The organism is Bradyrhizobium sp. HKCCYLS3077 (genome assembly GCF_051167555.1).
In the GTDB taxonomy this organism is placed as follows: domain Bacteria; phylum Pseudomonadota; class Alphaproteobacteria; order Rhizobiales; family Xanthobacteraceae; genus Bradyrhizobium.
In genome coordinates this window covers 1,037,645-1,056,823 of the sequence record NZ_JBNPTH010000001.1, presented here as the reverse complement: position 1 = coordinate 1,056,823, position 19,179 = coordinate 1,037,645, and the positions used below count along the sequence as shown (strand labels likewise).

The window sequence follows — 19,179 nt, the reverse complement described above, 5'->3', positions numbered from 1 at the left end:
CGCACCTCTTCATTCCGTTCAACAGATGTTTTACGTCGTTACCCCATCGCCTCCAGCTCGTCGATCATGCCGGCGATGACCGACAGGCCGCCGTCCCAGAATTTGGGATCCTTGGCATCGAGGCCGAACGGCTTCAGCAACTCGGAATAGTGCTTGGTGCCACCGGCCGAGAGCATCGCGAGATAGCGCTCCGCAAACCCTTCGGCGGCGTGCTCATAGACGGCGTAGAGCGAGTTCACGAGGCAGTCGCCGAACGCATAGGCGTAGACGTAGAACGGCGAATGGATGAAGTGCGGGATGTACATCCAGAAGTTCTCGTAGCCCGGCTTGATCTCGATCGCCTCGCCGAGGCTCTCGGTCTGCACCGACAGCCAGAGCTGGCCGAGCCGCTCGGCGGTCAACTCGCCGTTCTTGCGCTCGGTATGCACCGCGCGCTCGAAGGAATAGAACGCGATCTGCCGCACCACGGTGTTGATCATGTCCTCGACCTTGCCGGCGAGCAGCGCCTGGCGCTGCCTGGCGTCTTTCGTCTCCGACAGCAGCCGCTTGAAGGTCAGCATCTCGCCGAACACGCTCGCGGTCTCGGCGAGCGTCAGCGGCGTCGGCGCCATCAGCGCGCCGTTCTTGGCGGCGAGCACCTGGTGCACGCCATGACCGAGCTCGTGCGCGAGCGTCATCACGTCGCGCGGCTTGCCCTGGTAGTTCATCAGCACATAGGGATGCGCCGACGGCGTGGTCGGATGCGAGAACGCGCCCGGCGCCTTGCCAGGACGCACCGGTGCGTCGATCCAGCTCTGATCGAAGAAGCGCTGCGCGATGTCGGCCATCTCCGGCGAGAAGCCGCGATAGGCCGTCAGCACCATGTTCTTGGCTTCCGGCCAGGCGATCGTGGCATTGGCGGCGAAGGGCAGCGGCGCGTTGCGGTCCCAATGCGCGAGCTTCTTCTTTTTGAACCAGCGCGCCTTGAGCTTGTAATAACGATGCGACAGCTTCGGGTAGGCCGCGCGGACCGAGGCCACCAGTGCGTCGACGACCTCGCGCTCGACGCGGTTGTTGAGATGGCGTGAGTCGGCGACGTCCTGGAAGCCGCGCCAGCGGTCGGAGATGTCCTTGTCCTTGGCGAGCGTGTTGGTGATCAGCGCGAAAGTGCGCTCATTGGCCTTGAAGGTCTTGGCCAGCGCTTCGGCGGCCGCCTTGCGCTTGGCACCGTCACGGTCCTGCAGGAAGTTCAAGGTCGGCTCGATCGCGAGCTCCTTGCCCCCGACCTGGAAGCGCAGACCTGCGATGGTCTGGTCGAACAGCCGGTTCCAGGCGGAATAGCCGGTCTGCGACTTCTCGTGGAACAGCTGCTCGACACGGTCTTCGAGCTGATACGGCTTGTCCTTGCGCAGATCCTCGATCCAGGGACGGTAGTGGCCGAGCGCAGGCGTCTCCATCGCGCGTGCGATCACGGCGTCATCGATGCGGTTGAGTTCGAGCGCGAAGAACAGCAGATGAGTCGACGCAGCCGTCAGCCGCTCCGAGATGTCGCCGTAAAATTTGGAAATCGCCGGATCGACGCTGTCGCCGGCGTGCGCGAGACCCGCGAACGAGCCGAGCCGCCCGGCGAGATCGTCGATCGCCTCGTAACGCCACACCGCTTCTGCGAGCCATTCGCCGCCATCTTCGCGCGCGACATGCTCGGCGATCTTGCCCTTGTAGTCGGTCTCAAACGCGACGCATTCGGCATCCATCTTCGCGAGATCGTGAGCGATCTCCGGCGCGTCGATGCCCATATAGAGATCGCCGAGATTCCATTCGGGCAGCGCCCCGATTCCCGTCTTGGCCGCGACCGTCTTCTTCGCCGGCTTGGCAGACGATTTGGCCGCAGCGCCACGCAAGGATTTGGCGGCGGCGGGCTTCGAGGTTTTTGCAGCAGGCTTCTTGGCCGGCTTGTTAGCCAGTTTGGCCTTGACGGCTTTGGAGGGAGGAGCAGCTTTGGTCGGCTTGCGAAGAGCGGAAGAGGCGCGCGAGGTCATCGGATGGGTAACCTGTTGTTCGAACGTTTATCCCGATCAGCGAGGTTTAAGGTTGCGTTAATCGGCGTCGGCGAGAGTGCCCCGATTCGAGACAGATAGTCGTAGCGTGCAAGGAAAGCCATGGCTGCCAGCATTTTGATTGCCGATGATGATCCGGTCCAGCGCCGGCTGGTGGAGAACATGGTGCAGAAATGCGGCTACGAGGCGGTCGTCGTCGAGTCCGGCGACGCCGTCATCGAGAAGCTGACCAATCCCGATGCCGGCCCCATCGACGCCATCGTGCTCGACCTCGTGATGCCCGGCCTCGACGGCATGGGGGTGCTCTCGAAAATGCGCGAGGCGGGCATCTCGATTCCGGTGATCGTGCAGACCGCGCATGGCGGCATCGACAACGTCGTCTCGGCCATGCGCGCGGGCGCACAGGATTTCGTCGTCAAGCCGGTCGGCATCGAGCGGCTGCAGGTGTCGCTGCGCAATGCGCTCAACACCTCGGCGCTGAAGGGCGAATTGCAGCGCATCCGGCATAGCCGCGAGGGACGGCTGACATTCGCCGACATCATCACCCGCGCCGAGGCGATGGCGCCGATCCTGCGCATCGCCGAGAAGGCCGCGGCCTCGTCCATTCCCGTGCTGATCGAGGGCGAATCGGGCGTCGGCAAGGAGCTGTTCGCCCGCGCCATCCACGGCACCAGCGAGCGCAAGACCAAACCGTTCGTCGCGGTCAATTGCGGCGCGATCCCGGACAACCTCGTCGAGTCGATCCTGTTCGGCCACGAGAAGGGCGCATTCACCGGCGCGACCGAGCGTCACACCGGCAAGTTCGTCGAGGCCCATGGCGGCACGCTCTTCCTGGACGAGGTCTCGGAACTGCCGCTCACCGCGCAGGTGAAGCTCCTGCGCGCGCTGCAGGAGGGCGCCGTCGAGGCGGTCGGCGGCCGCAAGCCGGTCAAGGTCGACGTCCGCATCATTTCGGCGACCAACCGCCGCCTGCTCGACCGGGTGAAGGAAGGCCATTTCCGCGAGGACCTGTTCTACCGGCTGCACGTGCTGCCGCTGACGATTCCGCCCTTGCGCGCGCGCCGCGAGGACATTCCGCATCTGCTGCGGCACTTTCTGGCGCGTTTCGCCGCCGAGGAGAATCGCCCGGTTTCGGGCATCAGCGGCGACGCGGTCGCCTACCTGACCAAGCTCGATTGGCCCGGCAACATCCGCCAGCTCGAAAATGCGGTCTATCGCGCTGTCGTCATGAGCGAGACCGACCTGCTCGGCGTCGCCGACTTCCCGTTGATTCCGACACATGCGCCGCCGGTCGAGCCGGCCCCCGCGCTGACCGTCGAGCGCGCGCTCCCAGCCGGGCTGCCCGCGATGGTGCCGGCGAGCGAAGTGCCCATCGCCCCCCTGCCCTCACATGGTCTTCTTCCCATGCTTACCGCCAGCGGCGAGGTTCGTCCGCTCGAGGAGATGGAGCACGAGATCATCCGCTTTGCCATCGCCCATTACCGCGGCCAGATGTCGGAGGTCGCGCGCCGTCTCAAAATCGGACGCTCGACCTTGTACCGCAAGCTCGACGAGGCCAATGCCGAGACACCTGCGACAGAGAGTCCGCCGCTCGGCTGAACGACCATTCTGGTGCTCCGCTGCGGTCCGAAAAACGCCGCATCGGCGGGGCAAGACGGGAACATCTGAACCGTTGCCTTGCGGTGACAGACAAAGGAAAAAGCGCATGGCACAAACGCACGATCGGTTTGGCCGGGGTTTCCCAAGAGTCAGTTTGTCGTGAGTTGTCCCGTGTGGCGCTGGCCGCAGAAGTGGGGCGTGAGTATCGTTTGGGCGTGAATCGTGGCGTGCAGGCGTGATCCATTCTCAGCGACGATGCTCGAGCCGGAACAGACGGGCAGAGATCGACCTTGTTACCGACCCTGTCTCTGACGGGACAGATCATCCGAGGGATTGACGATGCGAGATTGTGTGACCACCCGTGGCGGATATGACCGCGTGCTGATGGCTGTCGCGGCAACCTTCCTCGCGGTGTCCGCGACCTCGGCTCTCGCTCAGGGCGATACGCCTCGCGCCAATGCGGCCGAGCTGGCGATCGATGCGGCGGTTCCGCTTCCCGAGCCGGCGAATGTGCCGCCGCCCACGGCCGCCGACTTCAAGGCTGATACGACCGCAACCGTTTCGCCCAGCCAGACCAAACCCGCCGACGCGACTGTGACGAAGCCCGTCGATTCGGCCGCGGCGCCGGCCACCGAGCCCACCAGGACGATGGCCTCTCCGCCGACGGCGGCCCCCGCGACGGCCACGGCGCCTGCGCCCGCAGTGACGTCGGAACCGGTCAAGGCGGCCAGCAGCGTTCCCGCCGCGGACCAGCCCGTCGCCGACCGGCTGCGCGACCTGATGGCCACCAAGGGCACGAAGTATTTCGACCGGAAAGCCGAACGGGCCGCGGTGGAGAAGTTCTATACCGCCCGCGACTATGCGCCGATCTGGACCCAGAGCGGCAATCTGACGGCCGCCGCCAAGGGCGTGATCGCCCGGCTGAAGGATGCGGCCTCCGACGGACTCAACCCTGCCGACTATCCCGTGCCGGATTTCGCGGCCGCCGGGTCCGCACCGGACGCGCTGGCGGAAGCCGACCTGCGGCTCACCGAGAGCATGATGGACTATGCGCGGCAGGCGCAGAGCGGCCGCATGCACTGGTCGCAGGTCTCGGCCGACATTCAATATCCCGAGCACCCGATCGACCCCAACGAGGTGCTGGCCAATGTCACCTCCGCCAAGGATGCCTCCGCGGCGCTGGACAGCTACAACCCGCCGCACAAGCTCTACAAGCTGCTGAAGGCCAAGCTCGCCGAGCTGCGCGGCGGCCATGACGGCGCGCCTGTCATCATCGAGGACGGCGAGCCGCTGAAGTACACCCCGGCCCGCGGCAAGAACGCGCCGGAGGCCGAGGCCCAGATGTCCGATCCGCGCGTGCCGAAGCTGCGCGCCAAGCTCGGCCTGACCGAGAACGCCGACGACATCCGTTATGACGCCAAGGTCGCCGCCGCCGTCCGCAAGTTCCAGGAAAGCGTCGACCTCAAGCCGACCGGCGTGCTCGACGACCGCACCGTCAAGGCCCTCAACACGCCGAAGCGCGACAAGCAGATCGACACCATCCTGGTGAACATGGAGCGCTGGCGCTGGCTGCCGCGCGAGCTCGGCGCCCCCGCGATCGGCAACGCCTATGTCATCCTCAACATCCCCGACTACACGCTGAAGGTGATGCAGAACGGCGCGCAGGTGTGGACCACCCGCGTCGTCACCGGCAAGCCGGGCCAGCACGCCACGCCGCTGCTCAGCGAGACGATGAAGTTCATCACGGTCAACCCGACCTGGAACGTGCCGCCGTCCATCATCTACAACGAGTATCTGCCGGCCCTGCAGCAGGACCCGACCGTGCTCGATCGCATGGGCCTGAAGCTGGAGCGCGCCCGCGACGGCTCGATCCACATTTCGCAGCCGCCGGGCGAGGCCAATGCGCTCGGCCGCATCCGCTTCAACTTCCCGAACAAGTTCCTGGTCTATCAGCACGACACGCCGGACAAGAACCTGTTCGCCCGGGACGAGCGCGCCTTCAGCCATGGCTGCATGCGCGTGCAGTATCCGGATCAGTACGCCTCGGTGCTGCTCAACATCACCATGCCCGGCGAGCGCTACACGCCCGAGCGGATCCGCGGCATGTACGGCCGCAGCGAAATCGACCTGAAATTCCCGACGCCGATCCCGGTCAACATCACCTACCAGACCGCATTCGTGGACGACTCCGGCAAGCTGCAGTTCCGCAAGGACATCTATGGCCGTGACGCGGCGATGATCGCGATCCTGAAGAACGGCCGCGGCAAGGATCTCGAGAACGTGGTCGCCCACGCCCAGCCGAGCTATGCGCGGCCGCGCGGCCCGCTGCCCAGCAACGTGAACGTCAGCGACAACAGCTTCTCGTCGGGCTCGTCCGGTCCGAACTTCTTCGAGCGGCTGTTCGGCGGCGGCAGCCAGCCGACGCCGCCGGCCCCGGTCGGACGCCCTGCCCGTCGCGTCTTCACGCGGTGATCCCGGCGCTCGAAGCGAGCTGAATTCGGTTTCCAAATCAAAGACCTCGCCGGTGGAGACGCCACCGGCGAGGTTTTTTGCTTTTGGTTAACCACAATGATCAACCACGATTCGATGGCTCTTTTTCGCCACACTCAAGAGTATATGTTAAGGGTAATTGGGGGGCGGGCCGGTCAGTATCCCTTAACCATCCCGCCTTAGGTAAGCGTTTCCTCTCTCTTCCGCCGGACGGGCCGCAAGAGGGTATCTGAGTAAACGCTCGTCGACGGGGTGGGCTGCATCTTGCTGTCTGTTTTCGCGCGCCAATCTGTTTCGCTCTCGCGGGCGAGCTGGAAGGCTGGATGCCAATACGGGCTGGCGGCTCTGCTGCTGCTGGTGGGCGCCGGATCCGTGCATGACGCGGCCGCGCTCAATGAAACCAAGACACTGTCCTTCCACCACACCCATTCCGGCGAAGACCTGACCGTCACCTTCAAGCGCGAAGGCCGTTACGACGAAGACGCGCTGAAGAAGCTCAACCACTTCCTGCGCGACTGGCGCACCCAGGACGAGACGGTCATGGACCGCCGCCTGTTCGACATCCTCTGGGAAGTCTATCGCGACGTCGACGCCAAGCAGCCGATCCAGATCATCTCGTCGTATCGCTCGCCCGCCACCAATTCGATGCTGCGCCGGCGCTCGGCGCATTCGGGGGTGGCCCGTCACAGCCAGCACATGCTCGGCCACGCGATGGATTTCTACATTCCCGGCGTGCCGCTGGAGCAGATCCGCTTCGCTGGCCTGCGCCTGCAGCGCGGCGGCGTCGGCTTCTACCCGACCTCCGGCTCACCCTTCGTCCATCTGGACACCGGCAATATCCGCCACTGGCCGCGCATGACCGCCGACCAGCTCGCCCGCGTCTTCCCGGACGGCAAGACCGTCCATGTCCCGAGCAATGGCGTGCCGCTGAAGGGCTATGAGCTCGCCAAGGCCGAGATCGAGAAGCGCGGCAACGGTGACTCGGCGTCCTCGGGCGGCTCCAACCTGTTCGCGCGGCTGTTCCGTGGCCGCCCCGCGGAGGATGACGAGGAGTCCGGTGAGAGCGAGAGCAAGGCCGACGCCAAGCCGGTCCAGACCGCCGCGCTCTCTGCCAAGGCAACAGACAAGTCGGCCGACAAGGACGGCCGCAACGCCGAGAAGTCGGCGGACGGCAAGGCTGCCACCACCCGCGGCAAGATCGCCAACGCCCTGCAGCTCGCCTCGGCCGACGCGCAATCGGCTGCCCAGCCGGTCGCCGCCAAGGTCGAGCAGAAGCCGGAGACCACCAGCGCGATCAATCCCGCGCCGCGCGAGGGCGGCCCGCAGAGCGTGGCCGACATCATCAATTCGCGCGGCTTCTGGGGTGACAATCCGAGCCAGCCGAAGCAGGCGACGCCCGAGCAGGTCGCCGCCATCACGGCGCGGCGCGCGCTGTCGGCGATCGACCGGCCGGAGAATGCGAGCCTGATGCAGGCGATGGCCTTTGCGCCCGCGCCGGCCGAGCGTGGCAATGGCGCGGCGACGACGGCGATCCCGGTGAAGAATTCGCGCCCGGCGACCCGCAGCGTTGCGCCTGCACCTGAGACCACAGCCAAGAGCGGTTCGAGCCAGGACGGCCTTGTGACGGTCGCGACGCGCATGTCGGCCGCGAAGGGCCCCGATTCGACCTGGATGCGGGCGATCATGCTGACGCCCAGCGCGTCGTCGTCGATGTCGGTGACCAAGATGGGCGACGCCGATCTCACGGTGATGCGCAGCTACTTCCTCAAGCCGCAGACCACGCTGGCGATGAGCTTCACCGCCGACCCGACGCCCGGGCTGAGCTACGACCAGTTCACCGGACCCGCGATCATCAAGCTCGAAACCAAATCGCTCACGATGAAGGCTGCGGCGCTGCGCTGAAGCCGCAGGCACCGCTGCCCCATGCGAAAGCGTGGCCTGGCCCGGCGGTTCTTTCAAGACATCATCCCAAAAACAAATGCCCCCGTGAGGGGGCATCGTCCGAGCCGATAGGAGGACGCTCAGAGCATGCCGAGCGCCTGCATGTAGGTCTCGAGGATGCTCTCCTCTTCCTGGCGCTCGTTCGGATCCTGCTTGCGCAGGCGGATGATCGTGCGCAGCGCCTTGACGTCGAAGCCGTTGCCCTTGCTTTCCGCATAGACGTCCTTGATGTCCTCGGAGATCGCCTTCTTCTCCTCCTCCAGCCGCTCGATGCGCTCGATGATCGACTTGAGCTGGTCTACGGCAAAGCGGGTCGCGGGCGAGTCGTCGTCCTTCGCGGCAGCGGAGGTGGCCATCTGATACTCCTGAGTGGAACTCGGTGTCCGGTTTCGGTGAGAGCGCCCGTCAAACCCGAGCGCGCGTGTTGGGCGCGACCCTCAAATCTGGCGTGCCCTGCGTCAAGGCAACATCGGCCTCATCCACAGCGCGCTCACATGTTGTTGGGCTCGATACGCCGGAAGACCCCCACATCGGCCACGTCGCTTGCGTTTTTCGGCGCGCGCGCACAGCCGCCGATTCGCGGGCAAGCCGGCAGGCTCAATGTCCGGGATGCACCTTCTTCATGGTCTCGATCTGCTCGGCGCTGGCCTCGCGCTGGTACTTCGTCTTCCACTCCTCGTAGGGCATGCCATAGACGGCCTCGCGGCTCTCATCCTTGGTCATCGGCGCCCCCTTGGCGTCGGCGGCATCCTTGAGCCAGTTCGACAGGCAGTTGCGGCAGAAACCGGCCAGATTCATCAGATCGATGTTCTGAACGTCGGTTCTGGTCCTCAAATGCTCGACCAGCCGGCGGAAGGCGGCGGCTTCGAGCTCGGTCCGGGTGGTGCTGTCCATGGTCATCCTCTGTTCCCTGTTCCGCGCTGTGACGGATGTCTGCTATATAATGCGGCTTCGTCGCGGGTTTGGCCATATCGCAGCACCGTCGGGAGGACGAGGCGCGCGATCGCAGCGTGTCTTCACCATCCATCGCCGCGGACGGTCGCAGCCAAGTCACGCGACATCAATCAATGTTGGATATAGCCTCGCGCAATGATCCCCAAAACCTTCCCTCTCCTGCATCGCATTCCCCGCCGTCCCGGTCTCGGACTGCTTTCGCTGCTTGGTTTGGCCGCGCTCTGTCTGTCATCCAGCCCGGCGGCGGCCGACTTCCGGCTGTGCAACAACACCTCGAGCCGGGTCGGGATCGCGCTCGGCTACAAGGACGCGGAAGGCTGGACCACCGAGGGCTGGTGGAACGTGTCGTCACGCAGCTGCGAGACCCTGCTCAAGGGCACCCTGGTGGCGCGCTATTATTACATCTACGCGCTCGATTATGACCGTGGCGGCGAATGGTCCGGTCAGGCCTTCATGTGCTCGCGCGACAAGGAATTCACCATCAAGGGCACCGACAACTGCCTCGCCCGCGGCTTCGACCGCACCGGCTTCTTCGAGGTCGACACCGGCGACCAGCGCGCCTGGACGGTGCAGCTGACCGAGGCCAATGAGCAGCCGGCGCAGCAGCGCGTGCCCGGCATTCCCGGAACATTAGGGCCTGGCGGCAACATGCCGGGCCTGCCCAACGGACCACAAGGAGCGCCGCCCGCGGCGGTACCGGCGCTGCCGCCGGGGCAAGCGCCGAAGCCATGAGGCGACTGCGCCGCATCAAGATCCTCGCCACGCTCGGCCCGGCCTCTTCGGACAGCGCGATGATCCGCAAGCTGTTCGAGGCCGGGGCCGACATTTTCCGCATCAACATGAGCCACACCCCGCACGACAAGCTGCGGGAGATGGTGGCGACGATCCGCGCCGTCGAGTCCAGCTACGGCCGTCCGATCGGCATCCTGGTCGACCTGCAGGGACCGAAGCTCAGGCTCGGCACCTTCGCCGCAGGCCCGGTTCAGTTGAACAACGGCCAGAGCTTCGTGCTCGATTCCGACAAGACGCCGGGCGATGCGACGCGGGTGTATCTGCCGCACCCGGAGATTCTCGCCGCGCTGCAACCCGGCCACGCGCTGCTGCTGGATGACGGCAAGGTCCGCCTGATCGCCGAGGAGACCACCCCCACCCGGGCCGTCACACGCGTCGTCATCGGCGGCAAGATGTCGGACCGCAAGGGCGTCAGCCTGCCGGACACCGACCTGCCGGTCTCGGCGATGACGCCGAAGGACCGCGCCGACCTCGATGCCGCCCTGAACACCGGCGTCGACTGGATCGCGCTGTCCTTCGTGCAGCGCGCCGACGACGTGCTGGAGGCCAAGAAGATCATCCGCGGCCGCGCCGCCGTGATGTCCAAGATCGAGAAGCCGCAGGCGATCGAGCGGCTCAACGACATCGTCGACGTCTCGGACGCGCTGATGGTGGCGCGCGGCGACCTCGGCGTCGAGCTGCCGCTCGAGCGCGTGCCCGGCCTGCAGAAGCAGATGACGCGGCTGGCGCGCCGGGCCGGCAAGCCCGTGGTGGTCGCCACGCAGATGCTGGAGTCGATGATCCAATCGCCGGTGCCGACCCGCGCCGAGGTCTCCGACGTCGCCACCGCGGTGTATGAAGGCGCCGACGCGATCATGCTGTCGGCCGAATCCGCGGCCGGAAAATTTCCGGTCGAGGCGGTATCGACCATGAACCGCATCGGCGAGGAGGTCGAACGCGATGCCGTCTATCGCTCGGTGATCGCGGCCCAGCGTCCCGAGCCGGAATCGACCGCCGGCGATGCGATTGCCGAAGCAGCCCGTCGGATCGCCGAGAATCTCGACCTTCCCGCGATCATCTGCTGGACCTCGTCCGGATCGACCGCCGTGCGCGTCGCCCGCGAACGGGCCAAGCCGCCGGTGGTCGCGATCACGCCGAACCTCGCCACGGGACGCAGGCTCTCGGTGGTGTGGGGCGTACATTGCGTGGTGGCCGAGGATGCACGCGACCAGGACGACATGGTCGAGCGCGCCGGCTCGATCGCCTTCCGCGACGGCTTCGTGCGCGCCGGCCAGCGCGTCATCGTCGTCGCCGGCGTTCCGCTCGGCACGCCCGGCACCACCAACATGGTGCGCATCGCCTATGTCGGGCCGTCGAGCGACGCCCAGATCTGACGATCAGTTGGCGCCGTGATCCGGCTTGAGGCCCGCGGTGGATGCCGCGGGTCCCGCGGCCGAGATCACCGGACAGGCCATGATGTCGGTACCGTCTGCAGCTTGAATGCGTTCGCAGGTTCTTGAACCGTCGAGCTTGAGGCCGTAGTCGCCGAGCAGGTCGAGCCGCGGCGGATTGTCGGCTGGGCTGTCCGCATAATACAGCGCCCATATGCCGCCCGGGAGCGGCGCGGCGAGGCCATCGCGGACACGGCGGTCGAGGATTCCCCCCGGGACAATCGGCACCACCAGTTCGGACAACTGATAGACGCGCGAGCCTCGGGGCACGAACGAGGTGACGTAGCCGAGCGGCTTCTGCAGCAGCAGGAATGTCGCCGGCTGTTGCAGCGGCTCGGCCAGTTGCGGCCGATAGGGATCCGACCACGGCCGCCGCATCCAGTCGGTCGGCTGCGAGGCCAATGCGATCGCGAGCGCGGTCGCGACCGTCACGGCCCGCATCATTCGCGGCGATGGGAATGCACCCGTTCGCCCGCGCCACGCCTCGACGAGCCGAATGAGCAGCAGCACGATCAGCGGCGCCGACAGCAGTTCAAGCGGCATCAGATAGCGCTGGATCGAGAAGGCCAGCATCCACAGGACATAGCTGACCCAGAAGAAGATGATCAGGCGCCGCTCGCGCAGCGCCAGCACCTCGCGCCTCTGAACGACGCCTGTCGCCACCAGCGCGATCAGCAGCACGATGACGATCGCGAAGCGCGGATCGCGGAACGACCATTCCGACGACGGATGGATGCCGACCACCCAGTAGAACGGGTAGGCCAGCGCATCGAGCAGCCCCTGCGGCATGAAGCGCGTGTCGACGATCGAGACCAGCGGCGCTTCCGGCGAGCGGAAGATCGTATTGTAGAACGGAAACAGCGGACTGCCGAAATCGCGCGCCATCTTCCATGCCCAAGGCCCCGCGGTCACGATCACGCCGGCCGCGCTGGCAGCGCCGAACGTGACGAGTGCGCGCAGCGGCTGTGCCACGAGCAGCAGCGAGACGCCGGCGCCGATCAGGAACGTCGCATTGGTGAGCTTCAATCCGGTGGCCGCGCCGATGAGAAGGCCCGCGAGGAGAAGATGGCGTGCGCGCACCTCGTTGTCGTCGCGCTCGAACATCAGCGCGAGCGCGGCCAGGATCGGGATCGTCGTGACGATGTCCGCAAAGCTCGTGCCGACTTCGGACAGCGCCATCGGACTGAGCGCAGCGATGAGCAGTGCCGCGCCGAGCGTGACCGCATCGGCGCTCCGCTGCAGCAGGACCCGTGTGACCCAATACACCGCAGCGAGATTAAGCCCATGCAGCGCGCCGAGCGCGATGCCCCACCACGGCGCAGGCAATGAATGCCTGACGACGTAGGGCAACAGATAGATCAGCGGATTGAGGAAGCTCTGGAAACCACCGGGCGCGACGTCGACATCGAAGCGGTCGTTGACCAGCGCGAAGCCAGCATAGTCGTGGTAGTTCTGCCAGTCCCAGTTGATATCTTCGCCAATGAAATAGGCATAGAGGGCGCCGGCCACTACCGATCCGGCGATGACCAGCGGCGTCGCCAGAGGCTTGCGTGCGATCGGCATCGGCTGAGGAAGCACCCGGATTGAGGCAAGGCGCGCTGCTGCGCGCGCCGTCCTTACCATCGCCGCAGCGGGTGAATCCTTGCTTAAGCCCAAGCGTTGGGTCAGGCCCCGACCAAGCTCCGGACCGGCAGCACGGCCTGGACGACGAGGCCGCGGGCGCGCGCGTCCATGACGCCGACCGCGCGCAGCGCCAGCAGGGTCACCGCCTGGACAGTGTCGCGGAGCTTGGCGGCATCGTCGAGAGTGTCGGGCGCCAGCGGCCCCACCAGCGCCTCGTGCAGCGCGCCGAGCAGAGCCGTGGCGGCGAGCTGCGTGTCTTGCGCCGGGAGATGACCGGCGCGAACCGCGGCATCGATCCGGGAGGCGATCTCGCCGACGATCTCGCGGCGGCTCGCGATCCGCGAGGCGCTGACATCGACGTCGACCGGCTCGGCCAGGATGCCCCAGGCGAGCTTGCGCTGCGACAGGACGTGAACGGCCACCGTCGAGACGGCAGCGGCGAGCGCAGAGGACGGTCCCGGCGCGGCATCGGCCGCGCGCCGGACGGCGGCCAGTTCGTCGCGCGACACTTCCGCAATCAATTCGGAGATCAGGTCGGCCTTGGACGGGAAGTAGCGATAGACCGTGCCGGCCGCGACGTTGGCGCGGACGGCGACCGGGGCGATCTGCACGGCCGACATGCCGCCTTCGGCTGCGGCTTCGCGCGCGGCGGCCAGAATCGCGCTGCGGCGGGCCGCCAGCCGTTTCACGACTTGATGGGTTCGCCGATAGACCATGACGTTTCCAGTCCCTGGACGCGCTCGTCCAGGTCTCCCGGCGAACGCTGGTTCAGTGTTTTTGGAGGAAAGTCCTCGCAAACGCTCGGAAGAACTGAACACTTGTTCAGATAAGAACGCAAGCGGGAAGTGGTTCCGCGGCTTCGGCTGCGGACCTGATCAGGCGGGCGCGAGAGCAATTTCGGCGGTGGCCGGCTGCCGCCGCCACCACGATCCGGCCCGCGCCAGCACCAGCGCGGCCATGATCAGATTGGCGGCAAGACCGAGCGGGATGCCGGTCATCATGAAGGTGATCTGAAGGGCTGCGATGACCCCGAGCGCCGGCAGTTCGTAGCGGCGGAAACCCTCGGCGAGCCCGATCCGCACCAGCCAGGCCACCGCGATGGCCTGAACCATCATGTCGTACATGAACAGATAAGGCGTCGTCAGCAGGAGACCGACGGCGAGCGCGGCCGCCTTGAGCGAATAGCGCACCGGGCTGCGCCACAGCGTCACCAGCACGACGGCGACGCCGGCGGTCAGCACCCATTGGAAGGCCCAGCCGAGCGATTCGGAGCCGCCGAAATAGCGCACCATCGAGAACAGGCTCTGCAGTTTCCACCAGGTCGCCTTGCCCTCGGTCAGGAACGCCTGTGAGAACATCGGCAGCCAGTGGACGAAAGCCTGCCAGCTGTCGATGCCGAACGCCAGCAGGGAGACGAGCGCGAGCAGGATCGCGGTGACGCTCGCAGAGATGAATGCCGTCCAGCGCTGCGTGGCGATCAGCACGATCGGGAAAAGCAGACCATATTGCGGCTTGTAGGTCAGCAGGCCGAGGCAGATTCCGGCCAGCACCGGCCGCACCGGCAGCAGATAAAGCGTGCCGCCGACGAGCGCGGCAGTCAGGCATCCGTTCTGCCCGACCAGCATGTTGGAAAACAGCGCCGGAAAGCCGGCCGCCAGCAGCAGGCCGAAGCCGCGGCCGACGATGGCGCGCATCGCGAGCGCATAGGGGATGAAGCTTGCATAGGCCCAGCCGGCGAAGGCCGTGACGTAGGGAAACTGCGCCAGGAACGCCGCGACGAACAGGAATGGCGGCGGATAGTGCCAGGCGAAGTAGCCGGGAAAATCCTGCCCGAGCAGGTCGAGCTCGATCCTCCGCTGCACGTCCCAGTCCCAGGCGAGCGCAGGATGGCCCTGCAGCGCGAGCTTGCCGGCGGCCCAGACGTTGACGAAGTCGGTCGGGATGCCCAGCCCATCCGCGCCCCAGATCCAGATCCCGGAAAACAGGCCGGCGGGGAAGAACGCGGCATTGATGCAGGCGAGCGCGAAGCAGACGGCGAACAGGCCGAACGGTACGCCACGGCGCTGTAAGGGAATCGCGGCAGCGGAATTGTCGGCCATCAGGACCTCGCCCGGCGCCACGCGGGGCGCACTCCTGGTCGAGAGATAGGCCGGGAGGCTTGAAGAAGGCTTAAGCGCCCCGCCAGCCCCGAGATGCGGCGGATCGCACCGAATGTTTACACGCAATCTGTAGCACAGGACTCCGATGCAACTGGCGGCCGATCCACGGGAGTCCTCATGGCCATTCGTCTCATCCTTCTTGCTCTCCTCCTGATCGTGCCCGCAGCGAGCCGCGCTCAGGACAAGGGCGTCGTGCGCGTCACGTCGGACGTCTCCTATGAATTTCTGGCGCGCTGGGACGTGGAGCGGCTCAACAAGATCCTGACCGTCGACACGCCGAAATTCGCCGGCGTCCAGGTCACCTATACGCCGGCCGTGAACGCCGTGCGGCTGTACCGCGTGACCTATTCGTCCGTGGTCCCCGAGCGCGGCAACAAACCGATCCGCGCCACGGGACTGCTGGCGGTGCCTGACATCAGCGAGACCAGCCTGCCGCTGGTGTCCTATCAGCACGGCACCGTCTACGGAAAACAGGAGGTGCCGTCGTTCCCCGAGCAGTCGCCGGAGACGCAGCTGATGATCGCGCAGTTTGCCGGGCAAGGCCATCTGCTGATCGGCGCCGACTATTTCGGCATGGGGACTTCGACCGAGCCGGAGGGCTATATGGTGAAGGCGAGCCACCAGCAGGCAACCTATGACATGCTGCTCGCCAGCCGCGCCGTGCTCAACGACCTGCATCTCACCGCGACCAGGCTGTCGATCGCCGGCTGGTCGCAGGGCGGCTTCGTCACGATGGCGTTTCTGGAAAAGCTCGAAAGCGCTGGCGAGACGGTGGCCGCCGCGGCGACCGCCAGTGCGCCGGTCGACGTCTTCGTGGCTCTGAACGGCTTCCTCAGCTTCCCGCGCAAGAACGACGCGGCCTGGGTCAACTCGCTGTTCATCCTCTCCGCCTTCGCGTTCGAGAACTATTATGGCGTGCCCGGACTGGCGCGTTCGGTGATCAGCGACAGCTATTACGATGTCGCGCGCAAGGCCTATCTGCGCGAGCCGTTCAACGTCGCCGACGTCCCGACCGATCTGCACAAGCTGCTGAAGCCGGACTATTTCGACGCGCAGTATTTCGCGGCATCGGCCTACGGCCGGCTGGTGGCGCAGGCGCAGGCCTATCGCTGGATCATCAAGAGCCCGGTGCGCAACTATTACGGCGAGACCGACGAGGCGATCTCGACGGGCCTCGGCCGGCTGGCGATGACCTATCAGCAGGCGATCGGCGCCGGCAACCCCAAGGTGGAAGCCGTCTCGACCGGTCCGACCAGCCATCGCGGCACCTTCGCCACTGCCGTACCGCAGTGGAAGACCTGGTTCGACAGGCCCTGATCCGAGACGACTACACGGCGCTTCGGTGCGATGACGCCGACGAGCGTCTTGAGAATGATGCGATCGCGTAGAAACGCATGCCGCCGTCATCGCCAACCTCCCGAGGAGGACGACAACAGGCGCCGCAATCCCGGTTTCACCCTCCCCTGGACGGTCAGGGCTAACGCATATGGACATGCAGGGCTGTCGCGGCGAGCAATCCGGTACATGAGTTACTCCGTCATGCCCGGGCTTGTCCCGGGCATCCACGTGGTTCTCAGCATGCCGGACGACGTGGATGGCCGGGACAAGCCCGGCCATGACGACGTGGAGAGAGACGTGCACAAAGCTGCGTCGTCATATGCGATAGCCTGGGTCGATCGCGCGCGAAGCGGGCGAGCGGGGTGGGGTGATCTCAGCTGACGCCGGCGTGCGCGGAGAGATCACCCCACCCCGGCTCACATTGCGCTGCGCTCCATGTGAGCCGACCCTCCCCCTCCAGGCGAGGGTAGTTAGCGGGGCTGATCTTTAAGCCGTACGTTGCGCGATCGGGAACCTGCGCTGGGTCGCGATGATCGATCCCATAGAAACACGTCGTGCCCCAGGGCGACCCGGCCATCCAAACAAACAAAAGGCCCGGCTGACAGCCGGGCCTTTGCTTTATTCGGTTCGTTGCATCAGACGCCGCAACCATCTTTCGTCTGCGCTTAAGACTCCCGGTCAGGCCTGCGGCTGCGGCTCCAGGCCCGGATCGGGCCGCGGACGCGGCTTGCCGGCAGGCGGCACCGCCGAGGCGCGCGGCGTCGACGGCTCGATCGCGGATTCGCGGTTCGGCTTCTTGCCCTTGAGCAGGTCGAGGATCTCCTCGCCGGTCAGCGTCTCGTATTCGAGCAGCGCCTGGGCGATCGTCTCCCAGTCCTCGCGCTTCTCGGTGATGATGCGACGGGCTTCCTGCTCACCGGCCTCGATCAGTCCGCGAATTTCCGAGTCGATCAGGCGTGCGGTGTCGTCCGAGATGTTGGTCGAGCGCGCCACCGAATGACCCAGGAACACCTCCTGCTCATTGCTCTGGTAGCGGACGCGGCCGAGCTTGTCGGACATGCCCCACTCCATCACCATCGCACGGGCGAGGTTGGTCGCCTGCTGGATGTCGCCGGTGGCGCCGTTGGTCACCTTCTCCGGACCGAACTTCTGCACCTCGGCCTCGCGGCCGCCGAACATCATCGCGAGCTTGGAGACGCACCATTCGCGGGTATGCGAGTGACGGTCGGCCTCGGGCAGCGACTGCACCATGCCCAGCGCACGGCCGCGCGGAATGATGGTCGCCTTGTGGATGGGATCGTGGCTCGGGACATTGAGGCCGACGATCGCGTGGCCCGCCTCGTGATAGGCGGTCAGCATCTTTTCTTCCTCGGTCATCACCATCGAGCGGCGCTCGGCGCCCATCAGCACCTTGTCCTTGGCCTCTTCGAACTCGGACTGCGTGACCATCCGCTTGTTGCGGCGGGCGGCGGTCAGCGCGGCCTCGTTGACGAGGTTCATCAGGTCGGCGCCGGAGAAGCCGGGCGTGCCGCGGGCGATGGTCTTGAGGTTGACGTCCGGCGCCAGCGGCACCTTGCGGACGTGAACCTTGAGGATCTGCTCGCGGCCGATGATGTCGGGGTTGGAGACGACGACCTGGCGGTCGAAGCGGCCCGGACGCATCAAGGCGGGATCGAGCACGTCGGGGCGGTTGGTGGCGGCGATCAGGATCACGCCCTCATTGGCCTCGAAGCCGTCCATCTCGACCAGCAGCTGGTTGAGGGTCTGCTCGCGCTCGTCATTGCCGCCGCCGAGGCCGGCGCCACGATGACGGCCGACAGCGTCGATTTCGTCGATGAAGATGATGCAGGGCGCGTTCTTCTTGGCCTGCTCGAACATGTCGCGGACGCGGCTGGCGCCGACGCCGACGAACATCTCGACGAAGTCAGAACCGGAGATGGTGAAGAACGGCACGTTGGCTTCGCCGGCCACGGCGCGGGCGATCAGCGTCTTGCCGGTGCCGGGAGGGCCGACCAACAGCACGCCGCGCGGAATGCGGCCGCCGAGGCGCTGGAATTTGCCGGGGTCGCGGAGGAATTCGACGATCTCCTGCAGGTCCTGCTTGGCCTCGTCGACGCCGGCGACGTCTTCGAAGGTGACGCGGCCATGCGCTTCCGTCAGCATCTTCGCACGCGACTTGCCGAAGCCCATCGCCTTGCCGGCGCCGCCCTGCATCTGTCGCGACAGGAAGATCCAGACGCCGATCAGCGCGATGAACGGCAACCAGGAGACGAGCAGCGACACGAACCACGGCACGTTGTCGCCCGGCGGCTTCGCGGTGATCGAGACCTTGCCGTTGTACAGACGAGTCACGAGCGTCGGATCGCTCGGCGCGTAGGTCTGGAACGAGGAGCCGTTCTTGAAGGTGCCGTGAATCTCGGGGCCCTGGATCACGACGTCGCGCACATTGCCCTGATCGACCTCCGTCAGCAGCTGCGAGAAGGTGATGTCTTGCGACGACGCGCGTTGCCCGGGATTTTGGAAGAGGGTGAACAGTGCCAACAGCAATAGGACAATAATGACCCAAAGGGCGAAATTGCGCAGATTGGCGTTCATCGATTTTCCTTCGTGGTCGCGCGGATCGCGGCCGTCTGTCCTCAGACTTATCCCTGGGTAGCCACGAGGGAATCCCCCGGTCGACCGTCTCGTAATCTAGGTACCACTCGCCGCAATGCCAAGGGAACCAGACAGGACTATTTAACGCATCCTAGCCCGATTCCCGCTTAAAAAATGGCGCGGGAAAGCGCCGACCATGCAGGTGGTTAAGCGTCCGCGAAG

Annotated in this window: 13 protein-coding genes; 6 read left to right on the top strand and 7 right to left on the bottom strand. The window is 65.9% G+C overall.

Annotated elements, in window-relative coordinates:
* Window positions 1-38: 38 nt before the first annotated feature.
* The gene (locus ACQR0Z_RS04650) at window positions 39-2,018 is read right to left on the bottom strand and encodes a M3 family oligoendopeptidase (protein WP_434917820.1); all 1,980 of its coding nucleotides are present in this window, start codon (window positions 2,016-2,018) and stop codon (window positions 39-41) included.
* Between the two features lie 120 nt (window positions 2,019-2,138).
* Between ACQR0Z_RS04650 and ACQR0Z_RS04645 the strand changes: the two genes are divergently transcribed.
* The 3 genes from ACQR0Z_RS04645 (at window position 2,139) to ACQR0Z_RS04635 (ending at window position 8,027) form a co-directional block, all read left to right on the top strand.
* A complete protein-coding gene (locus ACQR0Z_RS04645) occupies window positions 2,139-3,635 on the top strand; it encodes a sigma-54-dependent transcriptional regulator (protein ID WP_434917819.1) in 1,497 nt (498 codons plus the stop codon).
* Between the two features lie 384 nt (window positions 3,636-4,019).
* The gene (locus tag ACQR0Z_RS04640) at window positions 4,020-6,107 is read left to right on the top strand and encodes a L,D-transpeptidase family protein (RefSeq protein WP_434918025.1); all 2,088 of its coding nucleotides are present in this window, start codon (window positions 4,020-4,022) and stop codon (window positions 6,105-6,107) included.
* 282 nt (window positions 6,108-6,389) lie between these two features.
* On the top strand, window positions 6,390-8,027 hold the full coding sequence (locus ACQR0Z_RS04635; protein ID WP_434917818.1) for a DUF882 domain-containing protein: 1,638 nt from the start codon (window positions 6,390-6,392) through the stop codon (window positions 8,025-8,027).
* Between the two features lie 119 nt (window positions 8,028-8,146).
* Here the strand turns inward: ACQR0Z_RS04635 and ACQR0Z_RS04630 are convergent, their stop codons facing one another.
* On the bottom strand, window positions 8,147-8,422 hold the full coding sequence (locus ACQR0Z_RS04630; RefSeq protein ID WP_434861193.1) for a DUF2312 domain-containing protein: 276 nt from the start codon (window positions 8,420-8,422) through the stop codon (window positions 8,147-8,149).
* 241 nt (window positions 8,423-8,663) lie between these two features.
* Window positions 8,664-8,966, bottom strand: a complete 303-nt coding sequence (locus ACQR0Z_RS04625; protein WP_434880028.1) for a DUF1244 domain-containing protein — start codon at window positions 8,964-8,966, stop codon at window positions 8,664-8,666.
* A gap of 189 nt (window positions 8,967-9,155) precedes the next feature.
* Between ACQR0Z_RS04625 and ACQR0Z_RS04620 the strand changes: the two genes are divergently transcribed.
* Both ACQR0Z_RS04620 and pyk read left to right on the top strand, forming a co-directional pair.
* Window positions 9,156-9,752, top strand: coding sequence for a DUF1036 domain-containing protein (locus ACQR0Z_RS04620; RefSeq protein WP_434861195.1), 597 nt, complete (start codon window positions 9,156-9,158; stop codon window positions 9,750-9,752).
* A complete protein-coding gene (gene pyk, locus ACQR0Z_RS04615; protein ID WP_434917817.1) occupies window positions 9,749-11,185 on the top strand; it encodes a pyruvate kinase in 1,437 nt (478 codons plus the stop codon). The genes ACQR0Z_RS04620 and pyk overlap by 4 nt, the downstream gene beginning before the upstream one ends.
* A gap of 3 nt (window positions 11,186-11,188) precedes the next feature.
* Here pyk and ACQR0Z_RS04610 read toward each other — a convergent pair whose 3' ends face one another.
* From ACQR0Z_RS04610 to ACQR0Z_RS04600, 3 genes are all read right to left on the bottom strand, one after another.
* Complete coding sequence (locus tag ACQR0Z_RS04610) at window positions 11,189-12,805, bottom strand: glycosyltransferase 87 family protein (RefSeq protein WP_434917816.1); 1,617 nt, start codon at window positions 12,803-12,805, stop codon at window positions 11,189-11,191.
* A gap of 101 nt (window positions 12,806-12,906) precedes the next feature.
* Entirely contained in the window at window positions 12,907-13,581 is a 675-nt protein-coding gene (locus ACQR0Z_RS04605) for a helix-turn-helix domain-containing protein (protein ID WP_434856186.1), read from the bottom strand.
* A gap of 159 nt (window positions 13,582-13,740) precedes the next feature.
* On the bottom strand, window positions 13,741-14,964 hold the full coding sequence (locus tag ACQR0Z_RS04600; RefSeq protein WP_434917815.1) for a glycosyltransferase family 87 protein: 1,224 nt from the start codon (window positions 14,962-14,964) through the stop codon (window positions 13,741-13,743).
* A gap of 177 nt (window positions 14,965-15,141) precedes the next feature.
* On the opposite strand from ACQR0Z_RS04600, the gene ACQR0Z_RS04595 reads away from it, so the two are divergent.
* Window positions 15,142-16,341, top strand: a complete 1,200-nt coding sequence (locus ACQR0Z_RS04595; RefSeq protein WP_434917814.1) for an acetylxylan esterase — start codon at window positions 15,142-15,144, stop codon at window positions 16,339-16,341.
* Between the two features lie 699 nt (window positions 16,342-17,040).
* Here the strand turns inward: ACQR0Z_RS04595 and ftsH are convergent.
* The gene (gene ftsH, locus ACQR0Z_RS04590; RefSeq protein ID WP_434856190.1) at window positions 17,041-18,957 is read right to left on the bottom strand and encodes an ATP-dependent zinc metalloprotease FtsH; all 1,917 of its coding nucleotides are present in this window, start codon (window positions 18,955-18,957) and stop codon (window positions 17,041-17,043) included.
* Window positions 18,958-19,179 lie beyond the last annotated feature (222 nt).

Excerpts from the sequence above, each read along its gene's own strand:
- ACQR0Z_RS04640 (WP_434918025.1), top strand. The coding sequence starts at position 4,020 with ATGGCTGTCGCGGCAACCTTCCTCGCGGTGTCCGCGACCTCGGCTCTC.
- ACQR0Z_RS04645 (WP_434917819.1), top strand. The coding sequence starts at position 2,139 with ATGGCTGCCAGCATTTTGATTGCCGATGATGATCCGGTCCAGCGCCGG.
- ACQR0Z_RS04650 (WP_434917820.1), bottom strand. The coding sequence starts at position 2,018 with ATGACCTCGCGCGCCTCTTCCGCTCTTCGCAAGCCGACCAAAGCTGCT.
- ftsH (WP_434856190.1), bottom strand. The coding sequence starts at position 18,957 with ATGAACGCCAATCTGCGCAATTTCGCCCTTTGGGTCATTATTGTCCTA.
- ACQR0Z_RS04605 (WP_434856186.1), bottom strand. The coding sequence starts at position 13,581 with ATGGTCTATCGGCGAACCCATCAAGTCGTGAAACGGCTGGCGGCCCGC.
- pyk (WP_434917817.1), top strand. The coding sequence starts at position 9,749 with ATGAGGCGACTGCGCCGCATCAAGATCCTCGCCACGCTCGGCCCGGCC.
- ACQR0Z_RS04600 (WP_434917815.1), bottom strand. The coding sequence starts at position 14,964 with ATGGCCGACAATTCCGCTGCCGCGATTCCCTTACAGCGCCGTGGCGTA.
- ACQR0Z_RS04620 (WP_434861195.1), top strand. The coding sequence starts at position 9,156 with ATGATCCCCAAAACCTTCCCTCTCCTGCATCGCATTCCCCGCCGTCCC.
- ACQR0Z_RS04625 (WP_434880028.1), bottom strand. The coding sequence starts at position 8,966 with ATGACCATGGACAGCACCACCCGGACCGAGCTCGAAGCCGCCGCCTTC.
- ACQR0Z_RS04610 (WP_434917816.1), bottom strand. The coding sequence starts at position 12,805 with ATGCCGATCGCACGCAAGCCTCTGGCGACGCCGCTGGTCATCGCCGGA.
- ACQR0Z_RS04630 (WP_434861193.1), bottom strand. The coding sequence starts at position 8,422 with ATGGCCACCTCCGCTGCCGCGAAGGACGACGACTCGCCCGCGACCCGC.
- ACQR0Z_RS04595 (WP_434917814.1), top strand. The coding sequence starts at position 15,142 with ATGGCCATTCGTCTCATCCTTCTTGCTCTCCTCCTGATCGTGCCCGCA.